22 protein-coding genes and 1 pseudogene are annotated in these 24666 nt (G+C 60.4%); 10 read left to right on the forward strand and 13 right to left on the reverse strand.

Annotated elements, in window-relative coordinates:
* Positions 1 to 239: 239 nt before the first annotated feature.
* Positions 240 to 3272, reverse strand: coding sequence for an efflux RND transporter permease subunit (locus FZE95_RS01685; protein WP_150299071.1), 3033 nt, complete (start codon positions 3270 to 3272; stop codon positions 240 to 242).
* A complete protein-coding gene (locus FZE95_RS01690; RefSeq protein ID WP_150299072.1) occupies positions 3269 to 4357 on the reverse strand; it encodes an efflux RND transporter periplasmic adaptor subunit in 1089 nt (362 codons plus the stop codon). Before FZE95_RS01690 ends, FZE95_RS01685 begins: the two co-directional genes overlap by 4 nt.
* A gap of 118 nt (positions 4358 to 4475) precedes the next feature.
* Here FZE95_RS01690 and FZE95_RS01695 point away from each other — a divergent pair, with 118 nt between their 5' ends.
* Entirely contained in the window at positions 4476 to 5108 is a 633-nt protein-coding gene (locus FZE95_RS01695; RefSeq protein ID WP_150299073.1) for a TetR/AcrR family transcriptional regulator, read from the forward strand.
* Between the two features lie 4 nt (positions 5109 to 5112).
* On the opposite strand, the gene FZE95_RS01700 is transcribed toward FZE95_RS01695, so the two are convergent.
* Positions 5113 to 5835, reverse strand: a complete 723-nt coding sequence (locus tag FZE95_RS01700) for a murein L,D-transpeptidase catalytic domain family protein (RefSeq protein WP_150299074.1) — start codon at positions 5833 to 5835, stop codon at positions 5113 to 5115.
* A 201-nt stretch (positions 5836 to 6036) separates the two neighbouring features.
* Between FZE95_RS01700 and FZE95_RS01705 the strand changes: the two genes are divergently transcribed.
* A complete protein-coding gene (locus FZE95_RS01705) occupies positions 6037 to 7722 on the forward strand; it encodes a L,D-transpeptidase family protein (RefSeq protein ID WP_190324454.1) in 1686 nt (561 codons plus the stop codon).
* 5 nt (positions 7723 to 7727) lie between these two features.
* Here the strand turns inward: FZE95_RS01705 and FZE95_RS01710 are convergent, their stop codons facing one another.
* Positions 7728 to 8336 (reverse strand): TetR/AcrR family transcriptional regulator, encoded by a 609-nt coding sequence (locus FZE95_RS01710; protein WP_150299076.1) that lies wholly within the window; start codon positions 8334 to 8336, stop codon positions 7728 to 7730.
* Positions 8337 to 8431: 95 nt separating this feature from the next.
* Between FZE95_RS01710 and FZE95_RS01715 the strand changes: the two genes are divergently transcribed.
* The 3 genes from FZE95_RS01715 to wrbA all read left to right on the forward strand — a co-directional run bounded on the left by FZE95_RS01715 (position 8432) and on the right by wrbA (position 11491).
* Positions 8432 to 9907, forward strand: coding sequence for a flavin-containing monooxygenase (locus tag FZE95_RS01715; protein WP_150299077.1), 1476 nt, complete (start codon positions 8432 to 8434; stop codon positions 9905 to 9907).
* A 14-nt stretch (positions 9908 to 9921) separates the two neighbouring features.
* Positions 9922 to 10755 carry an SDR family NAD(P)-dependent oxidoreductase gene (locus tag FZE95_RS01720; protein WP_150299078.1) on the forward strand — a complete coding sequence of 278 codons (834 nt, stop codon included), beginning with the start codon at positions 9922 to 9924 and terminating at the stop codon, positions 10753 to 10755.
* A gap of 136 nt (positions 10756 to 10891) precedes the next feature.
* Entirely contained in the window at positions 10892 to 11491 is a 600-nt protein-coding gene (gene wrbA, locus FZE95_RS01725) for an NAD(P)H:quinone oxidoreductase (protein WP_150299079.1), read from the forward strand.
* A gap of 82 nt (positions 11492 to 11573) precedes the next feature.
* Here the strand turns inward: wrbA and FZE95_RS19680 are convergent, their stop codons facing one another.
* The 4 genes from FZE95_RS19680 to FZE95_RS01745 form a co-directional block, all read right to left on the reverse strand.
* Complete coding sequence (locus FZE95_RS19680) at positions 11574 to 11966, reverse strand: septal ring lytic transglycosylase RlpA family protein (protein ID WP_150299080.1); 393 nt, start codon at positions 11964 to 11966, stop codon at positions 11574 to 11576.
* Positions 11967 to 12681: 715 nt separating this feature from the next.
* A complete protein-coding gene (locus tag FZE95_RS01735; protein ID WP_150299081.1) occupies positions 12682 to 13965 on the reverse strand; it encodes an MFS transporter in 1284 nt (427 codons plus the stop codon).
* A gap of 109 nt (positions 13966 to 14074) precedes the next feature.
* Entirely contained in the window at positions 14075 to 15229 is a 1155-nt protein-coding gene (locus FZE95_RS01740; protein ID WP_150299082.1) for an acyl-CoA dehydrogenase family protein, read from the reverse strand.
* A gap of 62 nt (positions 15230 to 15291) precedes the next feature.
* A complete protein-coding gene (locus tag FZE95_RS01745; protein WP_150299083.1) occupies positions 15292 to 16128 on the reverse strand; it encodes an IclR family transcriptional regulator in 837 nt (278 codons plus the stop codon).
* Positions 16129 to 16491: 363 nt separating this feature from the next.
* On the opposite strand from FZE95_RS01745, the gene FZE95_RS01750 reads away from it, so the two are divergent.
* Entirely contained in the window at positions 16492 to 17724 is a 1233-nt protein-coding gene (locus FZE95_RS01750) for a CaiB/BaiF CoA transferase family protein (RefSeq protein WP_150299084.1), read from the forward strand.
* Between the two features lie 11 nt (positions 17725 to 17735).
* Here the strand turns inward: FZE95_RS01750 and FZE95_RS01755 are convergent, their stop codons facing one another.
* Positions 17736 to 19022, reverse strand: coding sequence for a D-serine ammonia-lyase (locus FZE95_RS01755; RefSeq protein ID WP_150299085.1), 1287 nt, complete (start codon positions 19020 to 19022; stop codon positions 17736 to 17738).
* Positions 19023 to 19122: 100 nt separating this feature from the next.
* Here FZE95_RS01755 and FZE95_RS01760 point away from each other — a divergent pair, with 100 nt between their 5' ends.
* The gene (locus FZE95_RS01760; protein WP_150299086.1) at positions 19123 to 19299 is read left to right on the forward strand and encodes a DUF2897 family protein; all 177 of its coding nucleotides are present in this window, start codon (positions 19123 to 19125) and stop codon (positions 19297 to 19299) included.
* Between the two features lie 45 nt (positions 19300 to 19344).
* Positions 19345 to 19875, forward strand: a complete 531-nt coding sequence (locus FZE95_RS01765) for a DUF2058 domain-containing protein (RefSeq protein WP_150299087.1) — start codon at positions 19345 to 19347, stop codon at positions 19873 to 19875.
* Between the two features lie 89 nt (positions 19876 to 19964).
* On the opposite strand, the gene rloA3 is transcribed toward FZE95_RS01765, so the two are convergent.
* Entirely contained in the window at positions 19965 to 20645 is a 681-nt protein-coding gene (gene rloA3 / locus FZE95_RS01770) for a retropepsin-like aspartic peptidase RloA3 (protein ID WP_223824925.1), read from the reverse strand.
* Positions 20646 to 21042: 397 nt separating this feature from the next.
* Between rloA3 and FZE95_RS20010 the strand changes: the two are divergent.
* A pseudogene (locus tag FZE95_RS20010) lies at positions 21043 to 21828 on the forward strand (cache domain-containing protein); the annotation flags it as partial.
* A 129-nt stretch (positions 21829 to 21957) separates the two neighbouring features.
* Positions 21958 to 22683, forward strand: a complete 726-nt coding sequence (locus FZE95_RS20015; protein ID WP_371923591.1) for a methyl-accepting chemotaxis protein — start codon at positions 21958 to 21960, stop codon at positions 22681 to 22683.
* Between the two features lie 425 nt (positions 22684 to 23108).
* Here FZE95_RS20015 and FZE95_RS01780 read toward each other — a convergent pair whose 3' ends face one another.
* From FZE95_RS01780 to FZE95_RS01790, 3 genes are all read right to left on the reverse strand, one after another.
* Positions 23109 to 23300: a hypothetical protein gene (locus tag FZE95_RS01780; RefSeq protein WP_150299089.1), complete on the reverse strand. Its 192-nt coding sequence runs from the start codon at positions 23298 to 23300 to the stop codon at positions 23109 to 23111.
* 5 nt (positions 23301 to 23305) lie between these two features.
* Positions 23306 to 23497: a hypothetical protein gene (locus FZE95_RS01785; RefSeq protein WP_150299090.1), complete on the reverse strand. Its 192-nt coding sequence runs from the start codon at positions 23495 to 23497 to the stop codon at positions 23306 to 23308.
* A 101-nt stretch (positions 23498 to 23598) separates the two neighbouring features.
* Complete coding sequence (locus tag FZE95_RS01790) at positions 23599 to 24450, reverse strand: flagellar protein MotY (protein WP_150299091.1); 852 nt, start codon at positions 24448 to 24450, stop codon at positions 23599 to 23601.
* Positions 24451 to 24666 lie beyond the last annotated feature (216 nt).

Genomic DNA, 24666 nt, shown 5'->3' on the forward strand with positions numbered 1-24666 from the left:
TGTAGGTTCGTCAAGCAGTTAGAAGCGCTTTCCTAGAAAAAGTTAGCGGGCAGTCGAGGCTACTATTGAAGCCCCGTTTCTTACCGCGATGCCAGACCGCCGCTGAAGTCGAGATTGAGCCCGACACGCCATGATTCAGCTCTCCATGGAGGGCCGGATACCATCCCGGCCAGCGGACCACCAAATCACCCCATAGGCCGGACACACCACGGATGCATCGCCCCTGCTCCGCGCCGGGATTACCTCACCGGCTCAACGTCAGCGTCAGCGTCAGCCGCCGGCTTGAGCACAAAACAGGACACCGCCGGCACCACCAGCAAAGTCAGCACCGTGGACGCCAACAAACCGGAAATAATCGCCCAGGCCATCGGTGGCCATAGCGTCGAAGACGAAAATGCCAGCGGCAGCAGACCGGCAATGGTTGTCGCAGTGGTCAGCAGAATCGGCCGCGTGCGACGCGCCACTGCATCGGCAACCGCCTGGCGGACCGGCACGCCGGTATCGAGTCTCTGATCGATTACATCCAACAACACGATGGCGTTGTTCACCACGATACCCACCAGCGCAATGATGCCCAGCGTTGACTGAAAGCCGAAGGGCGAGCTGGATAGCACCAGCCCCGGAAACACGCCCACGGCAGCCAGCGGTACAGTAAGCAAAATGATGCCCAGACGGCGGAACGAGTTGAACTGCAGCAGCAAAAAGAACAGCAGCAAAAGCAGCCCGATCGGCGCGGTAGTAGCCAGTGCCCGGTTGGCATCACCCGAGCCTTCACTGTCACCACCTAGCTCCATGCGCACGCCTGCCGGGAGCGGCGTTGATTCCAGCTGACGATGCAATTCATCCAGCACCTGATTGAAGCTGTACCCCTGCTCCAGCCCGGCGGTCACGGTATACAGCCGAACACCATCGCGCTGGCGTATGCCCGCCGGCTGCCAGCTGGCGCCAATGCTCGCCACTGCCGTCAACGGCACCGTCTCGCCATTTTCATTAAACACGCTCGCTGAAAGCAGGCGTTCGACGGACTGCCGCGTTCCTTCGTGCGAGCGCAGCACAATCGGCAGCGGATCAAGCTCCTGGCGGTACTGCTCAGCCGTCAGCCCCAGGCTGTGGGTAAACAGCGCCTGCGCCACGTCGCTGCGATCCAGTCCGTAACGCTGGGCCAGGGCATCATCGACATTGACCTCCAGCACCGGCACGCCGAGATCGATATCGTGCCGCACGTCCACCGCACCCGCAGCCGACTTGATGATGCTGAACACCTGCTCGGCGGCGGCAATGCGCACCTGATCATCATGGTGGTAAAGCCGTATTTCCACTGGCGCTGCGGTCGGTGGCCCCTGCCCCAAGGTGCTGGCAACCACTTCAAGTTCAGGCATGTGGCTCGCTACCTGTTCACGTACCCAGCGAATCACCCCGTCGGCCGAAGCCAGATCCGTTGTATTGACGACCAGTCTTGCGCGGTTGGGGGCCTGAGGTGCGCGCAGCAGGTTGTAGTAGAAGCTTGGCCCGGCGGAGCCGACAAAACGATGCACGCTCTGCACGTGCGGGCGCTGCCGCAATTGCCGCTCCAGCTCTGCCGCCACGGTCTCGGTGCGCTGCTGGTCGGTCCCCTCTGGCATATACAGCTCGACCACCACTTGCGGGCGATCAGCCTTGGGAAAGAATTGCATCTGCATGAAGGGCGTCAGCGCCAGACTGGCGGTCACCATTACCGCACCCAGGCCGATGATCCAGACTGGATAGCGGGTACTTAGCCAAGCAAGACGAACGCCTAGCCGTTCCATTATGGTGCCGCCATGACCCCCCGTGGGTTTTAGAAACCGGCCAGCGAGCATGGGCGCGACACTGATCGCCAGCAGATAACTGACGGTCAGCGTGAGCATGATCATGATCGGAATACCGCGGGTGAAGTCCGCCGTACCGCCCTTGGATAGCAGCAACGGTGTAAAAGCCGCCAGCGTTGTGGCGGTTGAAGCCCCCAGAGGGCCCGCCAATTCGCGCACGCTATCAAGCATCGATTGCTGGCGCGATTCGCCCCGGTTCAACCGGTCCTGGATGTTTTCCACCATGACTATCGCGTTGTCGATCAGGATGCCCAGCGAGATGACCGTGCCGATGACGGCAATCTGGTGCAGGATTCCGCCGCCCAGGTTATAGATGCCCAGGCTGATCGCCGCGACCAGCGGCAGCATGCTTGCCACCAACAACCCCATGCGCCAGCCCATGCCGAGAAATACCACCAGCACGATAATCAGCACGCTGCCCAGCAGATTCCATTCCAGGCCGTCCAAACGCTGTTTGACCTGGTCAGGCTGAAAGAACATTTCGTCGATCTGCAATGGTGCGAAGTCGGGGCGCAGCACCTCGAGCCTTTGACGAATCTGCTCGCCAAAGCGGATGGCATCAGTCTGGCCGCGCTGGGCAATCAGACTGACCAGCACCGCTTGCTCGCCGTCAAACCAGGCTTGCGGCTGCGCCGGTTCGAGCGGACCGCGCCATACATCGGCAATCGCAGCGAGCGGAACGCTGCCACCATCGGGCAAGGGAATCTGCGTTGAAACCAGCGCGTCGACACTGGTGAATTCACTGTTCGGCAGTACGCCAAGGCGCTTACCCGCCGACACCACAAAGCCGCCCGGTATAACCTGATTGCGCCCCGCCAACAGCTCGGCGAGATAACCATGGGAAATGCCCAATCGCTGCATTTCCGAATCGCGCAGGGCGATGGTGATCTGCTCGTCAGCCTCGCCATTGAGCTCGATACGCGACAAACCTGGCACATCCGCCAGCGCACGCTTGAGCTGCTCCGCCTGGCGACTCAGGCGCACAAGCGAATCGTCGCCCCGTACCGCCAGGACCACAGCCGGGATGTCGATCAATCGGTCATCGAGCGACATCTGCTGCACACCGTCGGGAAACTCCAGCCGCGCCCGTTCCATCGCCTGACGCACGCGATCCCAGGCCGAGTCGGTGTCATAGATGGCATCGGCCAGATTGATCGATACCAGCGCGACGCCCGTGCGCACGGTGGCGGTGAAGTAATCGATTTCTTCGACCTGAGAAAGCTCGTCGGACAACGGCTCGAGCACCAGACGCTCGACCGATTCGGCCATTGAACCGGGATAGACAACGGTGATCAGGCCCGCCCGGTAAGGAAAGCTCGGATCCTCCTGGCGTGCCATGGTCAGATAGGACGCCACACCAAGCAGGCACAGCATGACTATCACCAGACCAATCAGTCGCGGCCGTGCGAGGATGCCGACACTCATGGCAGCAGCTCCACCCGGTCGTTATCCGCCAGCCGCGTCAAGCCGGCATAAACCACCTGATCACCCGCCGCGAGCGTGTCACTGCCGAGCATCGCCAGCTCGCCGCGCACCGAGTCAACCTCCACCGCCACGCGCCGCACCTGACCGTCATTCAACCGGAAAACCGCCAGGCCATCGGCCGAGCGCATGATCGCCGCCAGCGGTACTGCCAGCGCCTCGCCCCCGGGGCGCTGCAGGCCCACTTCGACGGCATCTCCGCTTTGCAGGCCAGCGTGGTCGAGGCTGATGACCAAGGGATACAGGGCGCTGGCTCCGGATGCGCTGCGACCGATTTCAACAATATGCCCGGCCAGTTGCGCGCCGGTCAGTGCATTGCGAACAGGCAGCGTCTGTCCGACCTGCATTTCACGTAACAGTGAGGCAGGTACGCGCACTTCAACTTCCATTCCACCGGCGGCAGCCAACCTGAAGGTCGGCTGGCCCGGTGCAACGAACTCACCGGGCTCCACCAGCACGGCCTCAATCTGGCCGGCGAAGGGTGCCCGAAGCTGGCTTTCCTCTTGTAGTCGTTCAGTGCGGGCGGCGGCAGCTTTGGCATTGCTGACGCCGGCACGCAGCGCTTCCAGCCTCGCCCGCTGTTGTTCCCGCTCGTTGGCGGAGACCACGCCTTTTTCGTACAGCTGTTCGGTGCGCTGCAAGTCGCGACGGGCCTGTGAGGCCTGGGCTTCAAGTTCGCGTATGCGCGCAAGAGCAGCGTCGCGCGCCGGTTCCAGCTCGGGGTTGTACAGACTGGCAAGCACCTGCCCCGCCTCCACGGCCTGACCGAGCTCCGCTGTACGCTCACTCAGAACGCCGCCGACCTGAAAAGTGAGACTGGCGCGCTGGCGAGCGCGTACCGCTCCGGCAAAGTGCAGCGGCTCCGTCGCTTGCGGTTTAACCACCTCGGCAACGCGCACGGGCACCGGGCTGCTCTGCTCGGCCGCAGCGACGCCGCCGTCATTACCGCATCCCGAAAGGCTCAGCACAGCGAGGCCGGGTAATAGTATGCGAATCAGGCGTGGCAATACCTGCGATGAGGTGTTCATGTCGGGCTCCGAGCAGAGCACTGATATTTATTGACATACTGTCACTCATTGACACTTTGTCAATATGCAGAGCACACTCCATGGCGACCCCTGTGTGAAAAGCCGTCTAGGAGCCACCATGAGCCTGAATTCGCGTCGGGAAAAAGAAAAGAACGAGCGCAGAGAAAGCATTCTGGATGCCGCGGAGGAAGTGTTTTTCAACAAGGGATACGAGCGCTGCTCGATGGACGACATCGCCCGCACCGCTGAACTCAGCCGAGCGCTGCTTTACGTCTATTTCAAGGACAAGGCAGCAATGTTGCAGGCCATTGTGTTGCGCTCGGCGCGCCAGCTACGCGAGCGCTTCGCATCAGCGGTGCAAGGCCGGCAACAGGGCATCGACCAGATCGCCAGTATCGCTCGGGCCTACTACGATTTCAGCCAGCAAGACACCCATTATTTCGATGTGCTCACCCAGTCAAGCACCTTCGTGCATCTGGCTGAGAACAATGAGGAGAACCAGGCGCTGCATGATTGCGGCGCAGACATCATGCAACTGATGGTAGATGCCCTCACGGCCGGGCTGGCCGACGGCAGTATCAGCCCGGAGCGGGTAAACGACCCGCTGCAGACCGCCTATTTTCTCCGCGGCGCGTTACATGGCGTCATCATGGAGGTTCGCCATGCAGAACGCCGCTCGGTTGAGCTACCCGAGACCGAGCGCCTGATCGGTTACACCATCGACATGCTCGGCCATTCTCTGCGCGGCTGATGGATCAGTCGGCGCTGGCGATCAGGCCACCATCCTTGCGCGGTGGGCAGTTGAGGTATTCGGAGGTCGCCAACCAATGCTCATCGGGGTAATAGGAAAACATGAATTGCCCACCCTTCAGGCTATCGACCACCATGTTGGCAATCTCAGGCCTCACAGCCGGGCAGCCCTGGCTTCGACCAATCCGACCCTGCCGGGTAATCCAGTCGGGATCCACATAATCGGCGGGATGGATGACGATGGCACGCTGACGCGCCAGATCATTTATTCCGGATTCAAGCCCATCCATGCGCAACGAGTAACCATGCTTGCCGAAATAGCTTTCTTGCGTGCGGAACAACCCGATGCTCGACTGATGGCTGCCTTCGATATTCGAGAAGGCTTCGGCGTAGTTGTCACCTGACCCCTGCCCGTGGGCGACGAGATCTTCCAGCAGCAATTCACGGGTATCGAGATCGAAGATCCACAAACGGCGCTCGGACGAAGGCAATGAAAAGTCGACAACAGCCAGGCGGCTGGCGGGTGCCGCGCCGTGAGTGATGGCACACTCCATGGCGGTAACGGCTTTCTTCAGCACTTGCCGGTTGAGCTGTGGAGCGACCTGGCTGAGCTGGTTAACCAGCAAGCCGGGTGTGTTGATAGCGGGTGTGTCCGCATGGCTGTAGCCAGCGCCAAGGCCGATACATAACGCGGCCAATGCGCCAGTGCGGCGCCAGAAACTCAGCATCGAAAAGATCCCCAGGCCTCGAAATACGAGGCCAATCAAGGCGGTAAAACACAACAGGCGGTCAACAACAGGAAACAATCGACCGCCTTCCAAATGAACCAACCAGCCTCTGAATAGCCTAACGTTGTGGCATGGCTGTTTTGCAGGAACGACGCCCGGGCCCGCCGGTTCGCACTGCAATCGATGCCGGGAGGTTACCTGTTGTTCAAGAAATGTACAGTATTTTGCCTGACATCCCTGCTTGGCCTGGCCGGTCCTCTCCAGGCAGATTCACCCCCCGTCGACGCTGTCCGCAACGCCATCGAGATCCCTGTTCGCCACTTTGCCGAAGGCTGCACGGGCCTTGCAGCGCTGCGCACGCTGGAGATCAATAGCGCACTCGGCACACTCTACAAGCACAGCGATTACCGGCCGATCTGGAAAAATTCCCGACGAATGGATGCGCTGCGCAAGGAACTGACGGACCTGTCGAAGGACGGCCTGATGCCCGCTGATTACGCCTATGCGCTGCACGCCCCCGCTGCGAAGGATCTATGTGATGACCTGCGGATCAGCAGCGAATATCTGTTGGCGCTGGAGCACCTGCGTCTCGGTCGATTCGTACAGAATTCCCACGAGCCGGTATGGTTCGCGCCCGGTCAACCACCGAGCCTCACGCCGGGTCTGATCGAACTCGCCGCCGAATCAATTGACGAGCCTGCAGAGGCGTTCAAACGCGCCCGCCCGGCCATGCCGCTCTATCGGCAATTGCGCGCCGCCTATGCCGACCTGCCTGCGCAGCCGGTCGACTTCCTGCCTCTGCCCGCCGGGCCGACCATCGAGCCCGATAAAAACGACCCGCGCCTGCCGCAACTGGCGCAACGCCTGATCGCTCACGGATACCTGAAGGAGCAGCCCTGGCAGCGTATCAATGCCCAACCGCTACTCTATGACGAGACGCTGGAACAGGCAGTGCGGGCATTCCAGGCGGATCATGCGCTGGAAGTGGACGGGCTGGTCGGCAGACAGACGCTGGCAGCACTCAATATCACCGCCTCCGAACGCCGCCAGCAGGTACGTATCAACCTTGAGCGGCTGCGCTGGCTGAGCGCACTGAGGGAAGATTATGTCGTTCTGGTGAACTCCGCCGGCGGCGATATTCGCCTGTATCGTGGCCATGAGCGGCTATGGGCCTCACGGGTCCAGGTCGGCACCAGGTCCAGGCAAACGCCGCTATTGGTCTCACGCATCAATCGCCTGACATTGAACCCGAGCTGGACCATCCCGCCGACCATATTGCGCGAAGACAAGCTGCCACAGATCCGCAAGGACCCGGAGTACCTGCAAACCCACGCGCTGCAGGTACTGGATTACTCTGGACGCCATCTGGATCCGATGGATATCGACTGGGACAATCCCCGCGGCATCATGCTGCGGATGGCGCCCGGCCCGGACAATCCGCTTGGGCGCATGGTGTTTCGCTTCCCCAATCCCTTTTCGGTTTATCTGCATGACACGCCGAGTCAGCATCTGTTCAGCCGGGCGGCACGCACGCTCAGCTCTGGCTGTGTGAGGGTGCAATCGGCCAGCGCGCTCGCCGACAGACTCGTTGCGGAAATGGGCGAGGCACAGCAGCAACGTGTTCAGCAACTGCTTGACCGCGGACAGACCTATGAACTGGCTGTTCCCGACGGGCCACAACTGATCCTGGGTTACTGGACTGCCGAAGTGGACGAAGACGGGCGCCTGATTTACCTGCTCGATCCCTACGAAATGGATCCCGCCCTGATCGAGCATTTTGAGGAAGCTGACCAGACCGCAACAGCGAGGGTGACTGCGCTGAAACGCACTCAGATGCCGGAGGCCAGGCCAACGCGAGACCGTGACGCTGAGGAGATTCTGCAGTAGGCCGCTCAGCCATGCATGGCAGCGCTCAGCTTGAATGCGGTATTGGCCACCACATCGGTCGGCTGTCTGTAACCGCTCGCCATCCAGTGCAGCGCAATATGGATGACGCCGCCCATCACGCCGGCATGCAGGAGTTCGTCAGGCTGATGGTCGGGGCGTACCACTACGCGCGTGAGGTCTCGGTTCATGGCCTGGAGAGCGCGGAAGATAGCCTTGTCCACCGCCGGGCTGATGCCGCGAATCTCTACCAGCAGCAGGTTGGCAATCAACGGGCGCGCCTTCAGCGCCTGAAAATACGCCAGCAGCATCGCTCTGCCCCGTTCTGCCCGGTCCACACTCGCCCGTTCTGCTGCGCCAGTGATTTCCTCACGTAACGCCGTTGCAGCTTGTTCGTAACAGGCGATGAGTAACTCGTCGCTGTGGGAAAAGGATTCGTAGAAATACCGCTGCGTCAGTCCAGCCGCGTCACACACCTGCTTGACGCTGGAATGCCGGTAACCATTGCGGCCATAGACCTCGCACGCAGCGTCGATCAATTGCTGACGCCGTTGAGCCCGGCGGGCCTCGATGGCGGAGCCCCGGTAACGCCGTGGCGAAGAAGTCTGTGTCGTCATCAATCCCGTCCAATCCAAGCTAATCTGACAATGTGTATTGTCAAAGCATAAGCGACAATTTAGATTGTCACTACCGCTACTGACGGCAGAACAATGTGAACCAACAAAAATTACAGTTACCGACCGCGCCCTATGATGTCCTGATCATTGGTGCCGGCCTGTCCGGAATCGGCGCCGCGCGTGCACTGACCAGTCAGTGTCCGGACAAGCACTACGCCATTCTGGAGGCGCGACACGCCATCGGCGGCACCTGGGATCTGTTCCGCTATCCTGGCGTCCGTTCCGATTCAGACATGTATACGCTGAGCTACAGCTTCAAGCCCTGGCTGCACCGCAAGGCCATTGCCGATGGGCCGGATATCAGGCGTTATATCGAGGAAACCGCCGAAGAGTCTGGCATTACTCGCCATATTCGTTTTGGGCACAAGGTCACGGACGCAGCCTGGTCCAGCGAAGACGCCTGCTGGACCGTTACCGCACAAGTGACCCAGGCCGACGGGCAGACAGAGGAGCAGATTCTGCGCACTCGCCTGTTATCCCTGTGCGCGGGTTACTACAGCTACGATGAAGCCTATCGGCCGGTTTTTGCCAACGAATCCGCGTTCAGGGGCAAGATCATTCACCCGCAATTCTGGCCGCAGGATCTGGATTACGCAGACAAGCGCGTCGTAGTGATCGGCAGTGGCGCTACCGCCGTCACGCTGGTACCCGCCATGGCCAAAACCGCCGCGCATGTGACCATGCTCCAGCGCTCGCCCAGCTACGTGGTGTCCCGCCCGTTGCAGGATAATATTGCGCAGGGCCTGCAAAAATGGCTGCCAATGCCCGCCGCGCATGCCCTGACCCGCTGGAAGAACGTACTGGTCGGCAGCTTTTTCTACCGCATCGCGCGCAACAAACCGGAGATGTTCAAGCAGCGGATCCTGGAGATGGCCCGGGATGAACTCGGTCCGTCGATCGACATCAGGCATTTCACGCCGAGCTACAATCCCTGGGATCAGCGCGTGTGCGCTGTACCCGACGGCGATCTGTTCCATGATATTCGTGAAGGCCGCGCATCCGTCGTCACCGACACCATCGACCAGTTCACCGCGACCGGCATCCGCCTGGCCTCCGGCGAGGAAATCCAGGCGGACATTATTGTCACCGCCACCGGCCTCAAGCTGAACGCGCTGGGTGACATGACCGTTACGGTCGACGGGAAAACCGTCGAAGCCGGCCAGAGCATGGCCTACAAGGGCATGATGCTCAGCGACATACCCAACTTCATACTCACCTTCGGCTATACCAATTCATCCTGGACGCTGAAAGCCGAGCTCACCGCCAACTACGCCTGCCGCCTGCTGCGCTACATGGACCGCAAGGGCTACCGCATCGCTGTACCGCGGCGCGATCCGCAGGTGCTGGAGGCTCCGTTCCTGGATTTCACTTCAGGCTATGTGCAGCGCGCGGCCGGTTTGCTGCCCAGGCAAGGCGACCGCAGACCCTGGCAGGTCTATCAGAACTACACCCAGGACAAGCTCACTATTCAATATGGCCGTATCAACGACGGCGTCATGCAGTTTCAATAACAGGGACGAAACCTATGCAAATCAATGATTCGGTCGCGGTACTCACCGGCGCTGGCAGCGGAATTGGCCGGGCAGTTGCGCAATCACTGGCGAGCCGGCGTTGTCATGTGGCACTGGTCGATATCAATCCTGAAGGTCTTGCTGAAACCGCCCGTCTGGCGCGCGCCCAGGGCGTACGCGTCAGCGAGCATTGCCTTGACGTCGCCAACCGGGACCATATCGCCGCCCTGCCCCAGGCCGTGCTGGCCGAGCACGGCCAGGTCAATATTCTGATCAACAATGCCGGCGTGGCCCTGGGTGGGCATTTTCAGCAGGTATCCGAGGAAGACTTCGACTGGCTGATGGCTATCAACTTCGAAGCGGTAGTGCGCCTTACCCGGGCCTTCCTTCCGCATCTGCAACAACGAGCCGAAGCGCGCATCGTCAACGTTTCCAGCCTGTTCGGCCTGGTCACACCCGCTGGACAGACCGCCTACTGCGCCAGCAAATTCGCCGTACGCGGTTTCTCCAACGCGCTGCGGCTGGAATTGCAGGGCAGCAACGTTGGGGTAACCGTGGTGCACCCAGGCGGCGTGGCAACCGCCATCGCGACCAGCGCACGGCTGGCGTCTGATATCCCAAGGGAGACCGCCGCGAAAAACCTGAAGCAGACACAGAAGCTGCTGCGTATGCCCCCTGAACGTGCCGCGGAGATCATCGTACGCGGTATCGAGCGCAACAAGGCGCGGGTTCTGGTCGGCAACGACGCGCGTATCCTGTCATGGATTGAGCGCCTCTCGCCGGTGAACTACTGGCGCCTGTTCCCGGGCCTGGCCAAGCCAGCGACACGAGCCGCCGAGCGTCCTTGACGCCAAGGCCCGCGTGCAGCCAAATCCGCACTAGCGCTACCCGCCATAAAATAATCGCATCCAGCCCGGCGCGCTGCCGGGCTGCCTTCTACACTGGCTGAACACGTTTCAAGCCACTAGCAGGAGGAAGATCCCAATGGCAAAGGTACTGGTGTTGTACTACTCGATGTACGGGCACGTTGAAACCATGGCAAACGCGGTGGCCGAAGGTGCGCGCAAGGTCAGCGGCACGGAGGTCAGCATCAAGCGCGTGCCGGAAACCATGCCCGAGGATGCATTCAAGAATGCCGGCGGCAAGGTCAATCAGGCCGCGCCGGAGGCGACCATCGCGGAGCTGGCCGATTATGATGCGATTATCTTCGGCACCCCCACCCGCTTCGGCAACATGAGCGGACAGATGCGTACCTTTCTGGACCAGACCGGCGGCCACTGGGTCAGCGGCGCGCTGCACGGCAAGGTCGCCAGTGTTTTCACCTCCACCGGCACGGGTGGCGGCGAAGAGATGACGCTCACCAGCACCTGGACCACCCTCGCCCATCACGGGATGATCATCGTGCCGCTTGGTTACGGTGCACCGGAGCTGTTCGATATATCGGAAGTTCGCGGTGGCGGGCCCTACGGCGCAGCAACGCTGGCCGGTGGTGACGGCTCGCGCCAGCCGACCGCTGCGGAACTGTCGATCGCGGGTTATCAGGGTGAGCTGGTAGCGAAGATAGCCAGCAAGCTGAGCGCCTGACCGGTCTGACGCTGGAGCGGGGTATCGATTGCGGTGAGCGTGGCACGGCACCGAAGCGACGTGCGTGCTACGCATGCCGCTGTCAGCGCAGCACTTCAATCCTTACCTTCAACAGGCCCGCCGACGGGTTGCCAATGCTGGCGAACGCGGATTTCGAAAGATCGATAACGCGGCCCCTGACGAAGGGACCGCGGTCATTGATCCTGACGATAACGCTCTTGCCGTTAACGGTGTTGGTGACCTTGACCTTCGACCCAAAAGGCAGCTTGCGGTGCGCAGCCGTGCTCAGGCCGTGCTTATACCGCTCGCCATTGGCAGTCTTGCGGCCCTGAAATTTGTCCCCGTAGAACGAGGCCTGGCCGGATTGTTTGTATCCAACCCAGTCCCCCTGGCTGCCTGACGGAGCAGGCGCGGTGGTACAACCCGCCACAACCAAAATTACCGCAACCAGGGACAGCCATTTGAATAGGTTCATAGCTCAGTTTATTTGAGTGATGGATAACGCTCGGCGACCCGTGTGGGCTCACCGATAAGGCTTGGAACGCTGCGAAAATCTGGCGTAGCGCAGGCGCACTACACCCCCAGGGCAGCTCTCGCGGTGCAGCGATTCTAACGGCTGGGCTTCGAGCAGTCTGTAGCGCACATAAAAAACCGAAGCCTGGCTCCGGTTTTATCAGGATTTGTCACAACTCGGTCCAACGCAGCACAGTACCGCGCCAAGCAAACCCCCTCGGTGCGTCCGAACGGCCCGAGCCGCACACTCAGAGAAACCAACCCCAAGAAAACGAGCGCTACGCAACGCCCTCCTGGGGGTGTAGCGCGCCTGCGCTACGCCAATCCCACAGCCACACCGCATCCGCACTTGCAAATCCAAACTGGCCGATGCGCTAAGCAAACCCCGTCGGCGAGTCCGAACGCAGCCCGAGCCGCACACCAACCCCAGGACAACCAACCCCAGGAAGGCTATACGCAACGCCTCCCTGGGGGTGTAGCGCGCCTGCGCTACGCCAATCCCACAGCCACACCGCATCCGCACTTGCAAACCCGAACTGGCCGATGCGCTAAGCAAACCCCGTCGGCGAGTCCGAACGCGGCCCGAGCCGCTCACCAACCCCAGGAAGGCGATACGCAGCGCTTCCCTGGGGGTGTAGCGCGCCTGCGCTACGCCAAGCTCATTGATGCTCGCCCGATCACTGGCTCTGCGGATCGTACTGCTTGTCCTTGATGAACAGTGATGGGATAACGCCGCAAATGAAATACGCCGCGCCCATGACCAGGAAACCCAGACCAATCGAATACTGGGTCGCCAGGAAGCCAATGGCTGCCGGTGCGATCGCTGCGCCGATACGACCGATGTTGTAGGCGCCACCGACGGCAGTGCCACGGTACCGAGCGGCGAAGCTCTCGGTCATATAGGTCGCGTTAACGCCGTAGGGAATGCCGTACAGGAAGCCGAATACCACCAGCATCCAGAGAATATGTTCCGGACTGTGATAAAGCACAATCAGCGGCAGGAACAGCGCCGTACCCAGCGCGCCGAACGCGTAGACCACCCGGCGACCGAAACGGTCAGCAGCGATACCGGCCAGGATCTTGCCCAGGATCATCGCCGTGTAGGTCCCGACCAGATACGCGGTCATGGACTTGAAGTTCATTGACAGTTCGGTTTCCAGATAGGCCGGCAACCAGTTGTTCACACCGTAGTAGCCAAACTGCAGGAAGCCTGCGGTGAGACACCAGAAGATGAACATGCTGCGCGCGCGCGGATCACCGAAGATCATCTTGTAAGCGCTTTCGCGTTTTTCCGGCTGTTTGATGTTATCGCGCAGATCAGCGGCGGCTTTGCTGGCGCGCTCAGCCTTGGCCTTGACCCAGGCCGGCGGCTCGGGAACCAGGCGCTGCATCACTATAGCCAGCGTCACCGGGATGATGGCGACATAGAACAGGTAGCGCCAGCCGTAGGTGGGCAAAAGCCATCCGGCCAACAAGGTGGCGACGATGTAGCCCACTGACCAGCCGGCCTGCAACGTGCCCAGCACAGTCGTGCGGAACCGGGTCGGTACATATTCGGCCATCAGCGTATTACAGGCGACATAAAGAGCGCCCAGCCCGAGGGACGATATGAAACGGAACACCGCAAACTGCCAGTAGTTCTGGGTCAGACCCAGCGCGCAGGTGCCGATGGAAAACAGCACGATGGTCCACACCACTGTCTTGACCCGGCCAAAGCGGTCGCAGGCCCAGCCACCATAGATACCGCCAATGGCCATGCCCGCGAGCGTAAAGCTGCCGAGGCTGCCTGCCTGCATGTTGGTCAGACCGAATTCCTGCTTCAGGCTGGTCAGGCTGTATGAGAGCAACATGAGATCTGCGCCATCGATCAGCAGACCCAGGAAGCAGAAGATAAAAACAATGATCCAGATGTTGTTCTTGGCCGGCGCAGCAACGGCGGCGGCCTGAGCGGTAGAATGCATAAACTTACCCGGTGAGCGAGGGGCCAGCCCTCTTTTCTGATGGTGTGCGGGATTTGCTGACGCGTCGTTACAGCAGAAAACCAAGCGTCAACAAACCCCGCGGTCTTGCTTAACCCTGAACGTCGCGGATCATGTTGCGGGCGATGATCACCTGCTGGATCTGGGTGGTCCCTTCGTACAGGCGGAACAAGCGAACGTCGCGGTAGAAGCGCTCGATGGCGTACTCGCTGATATAACCGGCGCCGCCATGGATCTGAACCCCACGGTCGGCCACCCGGCCACACATCTCGGTAGCGAACATCTTGGCGCAGGAGGCTTCTGTACTGATGTTCAGCCCCTCGTCACGCTTGCGCGCCGCATCCAGCACCATGCAGCGCGCGGCGTAGATATCCGCCTTGCTGTCGGCAAGCATGCCCTGGATCAACTGAAAATCAGCGATACGCTGGCCGAACTGCTTGCGCTCAACGGCATAACGCAGGGAGTCATCCAGCATGCGCTCGGCAGCACCGACCGACAGCGCGGCGATATGCAGGCGCCCCTTGTCCAGCACCTTCATGGCCGTTTTGAAACCAACGCCTTCCTTGCCGCCGATCAGGTTGCCGGCGGGAACACGAACGTTGTCGAAGATCACATCAGCCGTGTGCGCGCCCTTCTGTCCCATCTTCTGATCGGGCTTGCCGATGGTCAGGCCGGGCGTGCCGCGCTCGACGATGAACGAGCTGATACCACCAGCACCCTTGATCTCGGGATCGGTACGCGCCATCACGGTGAAAATACCCGCATGAGGAGCATTGGTGATGAAGCGCTTGGTGCCATTGAGCACGTAAAAATCGCCATCCCGCACTGCGGTGGTCTTCAGCGACGCAGCATCGGAGCCGGAATCCGGCTCGGTCAGACAGAACGAGCTCAGATATTCGCCTGCAGCCAGCTTGGGCAGATAGTGCGCCTTCTGCTCTTCGGTGCCATCCAGCAGGATGCCGATCGAGCCGATGCCGTTGTTGGTGCCGATATACGAACGGAACGCAGGAGATGTGCGGCCCAGCTCGAATGCGATGCTGACCTCTTCTTCCATGGTCACGCCCAGCCCACCGAACTCTTCGGGGATGGTCAGGCCGAACAGGCCCATGGCCTTCATCTGCTCGACTATATCTGCGGGGATCTGATCGGTTTCCGCTACCTCGTTCTCACGCGGAATCAGTTCCTGGGTAACAAACTGATTAATGGAATCGAGCAGAATGCTCAGCGTTTCCGGATCACGAATCATATGTTTCTCCTCATTGGCCTGCGTGCAGGCTGATTATCCACACTGCGTAACCCGGACCGTGGTCAGCGGGTAGCGGATCCTATGTTGCTTACCATGTTCACCAGACGCGGTCCGATGTCGTCCTCAAGCTTGTCCTGCGGCAGATGGAACCCCGGTCCACCGCAGTTGAATGCCAGCAGACCGTGCTCGGCGTGCAACATCGGGACAGCTACTGCGTTGATATCCCGATGCCACTCGCCGATGGACAGGCAATAACCGAAATCGGCGTAATCACGGAAGGAGCGCTCCAGTGATCGACGCGTCGACGGCCACTGATCGCCCATGGTCCCGCGCAGGTGGTCCATCATGTAATCGCGCTCTGCCTCTGGCATGGCGGCCAGCGTTGCCCTGCCCACGGAGGTAAAACACATCGGCAGGTAGGTGCCGATATGACGCCGCGTGCTCATGTTTGCCTTTCCGTAGGCGACATCCAGATACACCATCTGCAACCGGTCGCGGGCGGCCATTGCTACGGATGCTTCCGAATAGGCAGCCATATCCTCCATCAGCGGATGCGCCGTGGCGCGAACCGACAGATTCGACAACAGCGCGTAGCCAAACCCCATCACACCCACATCCAACTGATACTTCCCGGTCTGCGCTTGTCGCTTGAGGCAACCGAGGCGGGTCAGCGTATGGGTCAGACGCGTGACCGTAGCCTTCGGCAAGCCGGTCTTGTTCACCAGATCCTGGTTACCCAACAGCGTTTCACGAGGATTGAAACAGCGCAGGATCTCCACGCCTCTGGCCAGCGCAGTGACCAGATCGCGATCCTTGACTTCGTCCTCTGCAGTGCTCATTAGATCCAGCAGATGGTTGTCAGCGCTGGTGGATCGGGTGGTGTTATCGGCTTCGCTCATGGCTGTCGCTCACTCCGGCAGGGGCGCATGGTAGCGCCAGTTTTCATTCGATTTCAACAAAACAAAACAGAGTACTGCAGAGTGAAACTAACTGTCGAGACGCTTGGATATCTGTTCCGCAATGCAGACACCTCCAAAGAGGCCGGCTCAGTTGATTCCCCCGTCAGGTCGAGCGAGCCTTTACTCAGGCCCCACTGGAAACTATGATCGGCTTCACATTTTTCAGTACCTAGTACTGCACAGTGGAACAATGCTTACGCTATCGCAACTCAGCATGACGCCTTAGTGTGGCAACAGGTGCGATCTGCGCTGTTCCGAGACACAGAGGTCGGCTGCTGCCGGCCGTTAACGACGGGAAAAGATATGGGTGCGCTGACAGGTATACGAGTATTGGACCTGAGCCGGGTATTGGCAGGACCCTGGTGTGGCCAGATCCTGGCTGACCTTGGCGCCGAAGTGATCAAAGTCGAGCGGCCCCGCAGCGGCGACGACACACGCGGCTGGGGCCCGCCATGGATGAAGGATCCCCAGGGCGAATGGACCGCAGAAGCCTCGTACTACCAGTCAGCCAACCGTGGCAAGCGCTCGATCGCGATAGATCTGGCCAGCTCCGCAGGTCAGGAGCTGGTACGCGCATTGGTGACCGACTGCGACGTGCTGATCGAGAACTACAAGGCCGGCTCGCTGGGCAAGTACGGTCTGGACTATGAGACGCTCTCGGAAATAAACCCGCGGCTGGTGTATTGCTCGATCACCGGATTTGGCCAGACCGGGCCCCGTGCCGAAGAGCCGGGTTATGACTTCATCATCCAGGGCATGGGCGGCCTGATGAGCATCACTGGCGAGCGTGACGACCTGCCCGGCGGCGGCCCGCAGAAAACTGGCGTGGCCTTTGCCGACCTGACCACCGGCCTGTATTCCACCATCGCGATTCAGGCGGCGCTGATCAACCGGGAGAAAACCGGCCTCGGTCAGCATTGCGACATGGCGCTGCTGGATGTTCAGGTAGCCACCCTGGCCAACCAGAGCATGAACTATCTGGCTTCGGGCAAGGTGCCAGATCGCTTTGGTAATGCCCACGCCAATATCGTGCCCTATCAGGTGTTCCGCGCGGCAGATCGCGACTTCATCATTGCCTGCGGCAACGACAGCCAGTTCATCGCAATGTGCAACGCCATCGGGCTGCCTGAGCTGCCCGGCGATCCGCGTTTTGCGCGCAATGCTGACCGGGTCAAACACCGCAGCGAAATTGTCGAGATCCTTTCCGCGCACTTCCTTACAGGCACAGCAGATGAATGGGTGAGCAAGATCCACCCGGTCAAGGTTCCGGTCGGGGCCATCAACAATATCGCCCAGGCGCTGGACGAACCGCAGATCAAGGCGCGCGATATGCTCGTTAATATCCCGCATCCGCTCAATCCGGACTTCACCATGGTCGGCAGCCCGTTAAAACTGTCGGGCTCGCCGGTCGAGTATCACCGCCCCGCGCCGCTGCTGGGGCAGGATACCGATGACGTATTACGCGAGCGCCTGAACCTGACAGCCGAACAGCTGGCAAGCCTTAAACAGCAAGGCGTGATTGAGCAGAATCAGTGAAAGCTGGCGGATTAATCCGCCAGCCAGCGTTGATACACAGACTCAGGCACCAGCCCACCGCCAGTGCTCCATAGCACGTGCGTGGCGTTTGCCGGATCGACCTTATGCGCTGCGCACCATTCGCGTCCGGCGGTCGAGTCGGACAGCCACCCCGGTCCGGCAAAACCGGCCGTGGCGGAGGGCTCAAGCTTTTCGCCAAGCAGCTTGCCGGCGAGAGCCAGGTACTCCCGCAACGCGTCATCCCTCACTGTAAACACGCCGGCCAGGCGATCCTGCATGCAGGCCGTCGCCAGCAACGAAGCCTGCCCTACTGCCAACCCGTCGGCCAGGGTCCTGTTATCCAGCCCGATGTCATACACCGACAGTGGCGACTCAAGGCCTGAAGCAAGTTGCATCAGCACGCTCGGTGAACTCACCGGCTCGGCGAACCAGCAATGCACCCTGTCGCCGAATATCAGCTTCAAACCATAGGCGATTCCACCCGGCGCACCGCCGACGCCGCAGGGTAGATAGACGATCAATGGATGCTCGTGGGAGACCTCGATGTTCTGTCTTTCCAGCTGCGCGGCGAGGCGCCTGCCTGCCACTGCATAGCCGGTAAACAGCGAAGCCGAACGTTCGTCATCGACAAAATGCGAATGGTCATCGGCTTCTGCTATGGCGCGCCCTGCCTTCACCGCGCTGGCGTAATCGCCATCATGCTCGACCACGTCAACGCCGCGCTCGCGCAGCAACTGCTTCTTCCATTCGCTGGCATCACTGGACATGTGCACTTCGGCGCGAAACCCCAGCGCGCGGGATAACAACCCGACGCTGATACCCAGATTGCCCGTGCTGCCCACTACCAGGCGGTACCGCCCGAATCGCTCGCGCCATACGGAGCTACCCAACTCAGCGAACGATTGACCATCCCACCCCAGCTGCCTGGCTGTGCGGTCGGCACACTCAAGCACCTCGTGAAAACCGCCACGCGCCTTGACCGAGCCGGCCAGCGGCAACTGATGGTCCGCCTTGAGCAGCCAGCGGCCGGCGCCATCCAGTGCATCGCGCAATGTGTCCGCCGGTACCAGGGGCGATTCAATCAGGCCTTCCGGATGCTCCAGCTCGGCAATACGCCTTACCAGCAACGGCCCGGCCTTGCTGAAGCGTTGCGCAGCCGTGTCAACATCGTCCGGCCTGATCGGGTCCGCTTGAGTACGGCGCCCGGGATTCACCCACAGCAGCGGCTGCATCGATTGCAATCGGTGCAGAAGATCGGGTGGGAGCGAGAACGGCGCTTGCTTGCTATCTTCTGTCATGGAACCTCTGAAAAAATGACCGGGCGCCGATGATTTTTATCTCCTCGCCTGGGGCTCTTTTCAGTCATCATAGTTGTAAATTCGCAATAGGAGCGCGCGCATGCCTACCATCGGCTGGATTTTCATCGCCATCGCCGTGGCCACTCTGCTTGGCACCCTGTATATGCTGCGCAAGACCGCCAACAAGATGCCCATCGATCCTGAAACGATGAAGCGCGTCCAGGCGCGCAAGGCAGAAATGGAAGCGCAGGAAGCACGCGAAAAGAGCCGCGATTAACGCTAGAATGGCCCATCTTCAGTCTCAAGCAGGTAGCCCTACAGCATGGTCAACTCCCTACAAGCCCAATTGCTCAAGGCCGGTCTGGTCGACGAGAAAAAGTTGAAACAGGCCCAGCGCGCCAAGAAGAAAGCCGCCAAAAACGAGCCGGATAAAGTGCACGACACCGCCGCAGCGGTCGAGAAAGCGCGCGCCGAGAAGGCTGAGCGTGATCGGCAGCTCAATGAGCAGCGCAAGTTGGAGAGTGCTCGCAAGGAAAGCGAAGCGCAGGTCAAGCAGATCATTGAACAGGCGAAAATTGATCGGAGCGGCGGCGAGACGCCCTATCAGTTTGCCAGCAAGAACAAGATCAAGAAGATCCACGTTACCGATGAGCAGTTCAACCAGCTGAGCCGTGGCAAGCTGGGCATCGTGCGGCTATCAGGCAAGTTCGAGCTGATTCCGGTGGACGTTGCGCAGAAGGTCATGGAGCGCGCGCCCCATTGGCCAGTGGTGATCGCCAGGGTCGAAGACGACACACCAGCCGAAGACGACCCTTACGCGGCGTTCAAGGTGCCAGATGATCTGATGTGGTAATCACGCTGGTCATTCGGTACTAACAAAGGATCTGCGGCGTGCTGTTTGCACGCCGCAATCAATTCAGACAGACAAAGCCTTCAGACGAATCAATCCTCGTCTTCGTCCTCGGTTTCCTCCGGCTCTTTCATTTTGCTGTCATCGACCAGCGATTCATCACGCTTCATGCGCTTCTGCTTGCTGCGTTCCTCCTCGCCTGCTTCGGCCGGACATTCCAGCGGGAGCAGGAAGGTTTGGGAAACGTCGATCAGACCGATGTTTTCGATGGTGCGACGGCCGATCAATACCGGGTAGGTCATGTCACCGCGATCACGCAACGAAAACTGCTCTTCATATACCTGATCACCCAAGCAGATCGACATCTTGACCACCGGACGCCTTTCCTTACCGCCAGCACCACGCACCAGCACCCGGCGGTATACCGGACGCTCGAACTCCATCCGTACCAGTTCGTCGGTATCGGCGTCCTTCACCGGCACGTCATAGCGCACCCATTCCTTGCCTTTACGGGTGAAGGTTTCGATGTTGACCGCATGCATTGACGAGGTCAGCGCGCCGGAATCCACCTTGAGTTTCACGGCCGCCAGTTCCGGCAGGATCTGCGCCTTTTCGATCCAGCCCACCACTACCTGGCCACCGAGCTGCTCGGGTTTGGCGCCGCTTTTGGCATCGTTTTCCATCACTTCGGGTTCAGCATGAGCCGGACCGGCCAGCGCCAATGTGGCCGCGAGACACGCAGCAACGGAATACTGTTTGGTTGATAACCGCATAAAGAGTCCTGAGGAATGGCGACAGAGGAGGTAGACAGAAGAATCGTTTCAAAAGTCCCAACGGCGGCGATTCTATATTATTTCTGAATACTGCGAATCAACCAGACGAAGCGTTAGCGCTGCCGAACCTGAGCACCATAGCTCAGCCCTGCTTTGTCCGTGGCCAACAAACCCTTGACGTCAAAAAATCTGTGATATCTGCGACGAAATGTCTTCAGAACTGTCAGCCGCAGCCGATAAGACGGACAAGCCCTGCGTAGCGGGCACGCTTTGCCGCCAAGAACTAGGGTCTGTTGCCGCTTCATCGCGGCCGCGACGGAGGCCCGTTTGATTTAGAACAAGGCGCGAGAAACGGCAACAGACCCAGCCAACTGCATGGAGCAGAATAATGAAAATGATGCGAACACTCAGGATTAACCAGCGGATCTGGCTGATCCTCATTGTTGCGCTTATCAGCCTGGCCCTTCTTTCGCTGAGCACCCTGTTCAGCATCAAGGAGGAACTGCGCCAGGCGGAGATCACCAAGGCCACCCATCTGGTCGACACCGCACATGACCTGCTCGCCCACTACCATGGCAAGCAGCTGCGTGGCGAGCTGAGCGAACAGGCTGCACGCAAGGAAGCGATCGAGGCCCTGCGCGGATTACGCTACGCCGGGCAGGAATATTTCTGGGTGAATGACCTGAACAACGTCATGATCATGCATCCGATGGCGCCGCAGACTGAGGGGATAGATCTGACCAGCATGGTCAGCCCCAACGGCGAACCCAACGTCATCGTCGAGATGACCAACAAGGTGCGCGACCAGGGCTCGGCCTATCACGAATACACCTGGGTTCGCCCCGGGGGCGTGCCGGGGGAAGACAAGGGTCTGGGCAAGATCGCCGCGTTCAAACACTTCAAACCATGGGATTACATGGTTGGAACAGGCGTATTTGTTGCCGACATGGAAGCGCGATTCATCTCCAAGATGAAGCAATTACTGATTCTGGTTCTGATCATCACCGCACTGATGGCGGGCATTCTGTATGTCATCGGTCGCAGCATTGCCAAGCCACTTGATCAGGTCGTGCGGGCCATGCGCGACGTTGCCAGCGGGGAAGCCGACCTGACCCGGCGCCTGGAAGAAGATGCGCGGGACGAAATCGGCATGATTGCCCGCCATTTCAATGCCTTCACCGCTAACCTTCGGGACATTGTGACCCAGCTGGGCGACAACTCGCGGCAACTCAGCAGCGCCGGCCAGCAACTCGACCGTATCAGCGGCAGCAGTCTCGACGGCATGACCCGGCAATCCGAGCGCATGGAGTTGATGGCGACAGCGATTAATGAAATCACCTACGGCGTGCATGATATTGCGCAGAATGCCAGCTCCGCTGCGCAGGAAGTCGAAAGCGCCAGCGAAGGTGCCAGCAACGGTCAGCTGCAGGTCAATAAAACTATCGAGCAGATAGATCACCTCTCTGAGAGCGTTGCCACCGCTGTACAGCATATGCAGACGCTGTCCAACGATGCCCGGGAGATTACCGCTGTGCTGGACGTGATCCGCAATATTGCCGAGCAGACTAATCTGCTGGCGCTTAATGCGGCCATCGAAGCGGCACGCGCCGGGGAATCTGGACGCGGGTTTGCGGTAGTCGCGGATGAGGTACGCAATCTGGCGCAGCGCACCCAGAAGTCGACTGAAGAGATCAACAACATGATCTCCCGACTGCAGAACAACACGCAAACCGTGGTCGAGGTGATCAACAGCAGTAGCCGCTATTCCGCCCTGAGTGTTGAACAGGTCAACCATGCCGGCGAAGCACTGGCGCAGATCTCCAGATCCATGGAGCAGATGGTTGCCCTGAACGCCTCGATCGCCAGCGCCACAACGCAACAGTCGACCGTCGTGGAAGAGGTCAATCGCAACGTTATCGAAGCCGCCACCCTGGCGCGCGAAGCAACCGACGGCGCCAGCGAAACCGCCCAGGCCAGTCAGCACCTGGCTGATATCGGTCAGCGGATTGATCTATTGGTGGGACGCTTCAAGGTGTGAATCTGTACCTCCCTGGGGGGCGCGCCTGCGCTACGCCAAATTCTCCAGCTCTATCCTGGGGGGTGTAGCGCGCCTGCGCTACGCCAGGGTTCACCGCAGTATCAAACCCTGTCGGCGCGCAGGCGCACGCCAACCCCAGGGACACACCCAGCCCGGCGCGGCCACGGCGGATCCCGGTAAAATATGACGCGACCAGGCGACGCATCCTGGGGGTGTAGCGCACCTGCGCTACGCCGCATGCACCGGCTCTATCCTGGGGGTGTAGCGCGCCTGCGCTACGCAAGGGTTCACCGCAATATCAAGCCCTGTCGGCGCGCAGGCGCACGCCAACCCCAGGGACACACCCAGCCCGGCGCTGCCACGGAGGATCCCGGTAAAATATGACGCGACCAGGCGACGCATCCTGGGGGTGTAGCGCGCCTGTGCTACGCCACATGCACCGGCTCTATCCGGGGGGTGAAGCGCGCCTGCGCTACGCCAGGGTTCACAGCAATATCACACCCTGTCGGCGCGCAGGCGCACGCCAACCCCAGGGCCATACCCAGCCCGGCGCTGCCACGGCGGCTCCCGGTGAAATATGACGCGACCAGGCGACGCATCTTGGGGGTGTAGCGCACCTGCGCTACGCCACATGCACCGGCTCTATCCGGGGGGTGAAGCGCGCCTGCGCTACGCCAGGGTTCACAGCAATATCAGACTCTGTCGGCGCGCAGGCGCACGCCAACCCCAGGGACATACCCAGCCCGGCGCTGCCACGGCGGATCCCGGTGAAATATGACGCGACCAGGCGACGCATCTTGGGGGTGTAGCGCACCTGCGCTACGCCACATGCACCGGCTCTATCCTGGGGGTGTAGTGCGCCTGCGCTACCCCAGGTTTCGCCCAGACACAGCGCAGAACAAAACCTGAACCGTCTTAGCCCTTCCCCAGCGACACCAATACCCGCCGATTCGCCGCCCTACCCACTTCCGTCCGGTTATCCGCAATCGGATAACGGCCGCCATGAAAGCGCACGCTGATGATATCCCGATCAACACCGTGCTCGGCCAGATACGCCTGCACCACCAATGCACGTTGCCTGGAAAGCTCATGATTGGAAAGCCGGTCGCCATAGTTGTCGGAGTGGCCGTTTATCTCGATTCGATCGATATCCGGATCTGCTTCCAAATAGGCAAGCACCACATCGAGAAAGGCACGGGCCTCCTGGTCCAGCGTTCGCGCCCCGCTCGCGAAACGTATCGGGGTAGCCGCTATCTGCTCCAGATTCATCGGCAACAGGCCACCAATACATTCCTGGAAATCGACCCACGCCTGTTGATAGCCGACACTGGATACCACCACACGCACCGAAGCCTCCGAGCCGGCCCAACCGCTACGCTGGATGGTCGGATGAAAACCACCGGCCAGGCCTGCCAGCATCTGACCAGCCTGCTGGTACGGCACGGACATCACCGCACCCTCCTGCACCACGGCCTCACCCAGATAACGCTCGGCACTCCCAGGGCGCCAGGGTGGAGCAGCGTTATACAGAGACGCCGAGCCCGCCCGCATCAGGTTGTCCCATGCCCTGAGCTGAAACGTTGGCTGCTCCCCCGCGCGGCGCACGAATACCGCTTCGCCGTAGCCGGTGACAGCCTGGCTCAACCGGCATTCAAACTGGTCGCCCTCCACTGCCCACTCGACGTCTTCCATGCGCGTCTCGTAGGTGGTCGCCAGAGCAGGCAAAGCCAGTCCAAGCAGGGGTACAGCCAGATACAATCGAACCACGTAGATCTCCGGGCGATAAGCTTTCCATTGCGCCTTACATCGGCCGCGCCGCCTGGAACTTTACCCAAGGCGCGGATCGGAAAAGTCATCGACAACGGCTGCGACTATGCCAGCGGTGCATTGCCCAGTGCGGGACAGGGGTCGCGTGCAGGACAAAACCTCTCACGACCCTCAGTGTAAAATCGAGGCAATTCCGGTAGCATGGCGCCATTGCAA

The organism is Pseudomonas profundi (assembly GCF_008638305.1).
Lineage (GTDB): Bacteria > Pseudomonadota > Gammaproteobacteria > Pseudomonadales > Pseudomonadaceae > Halopseudomonas > Halopseudomonas profundi.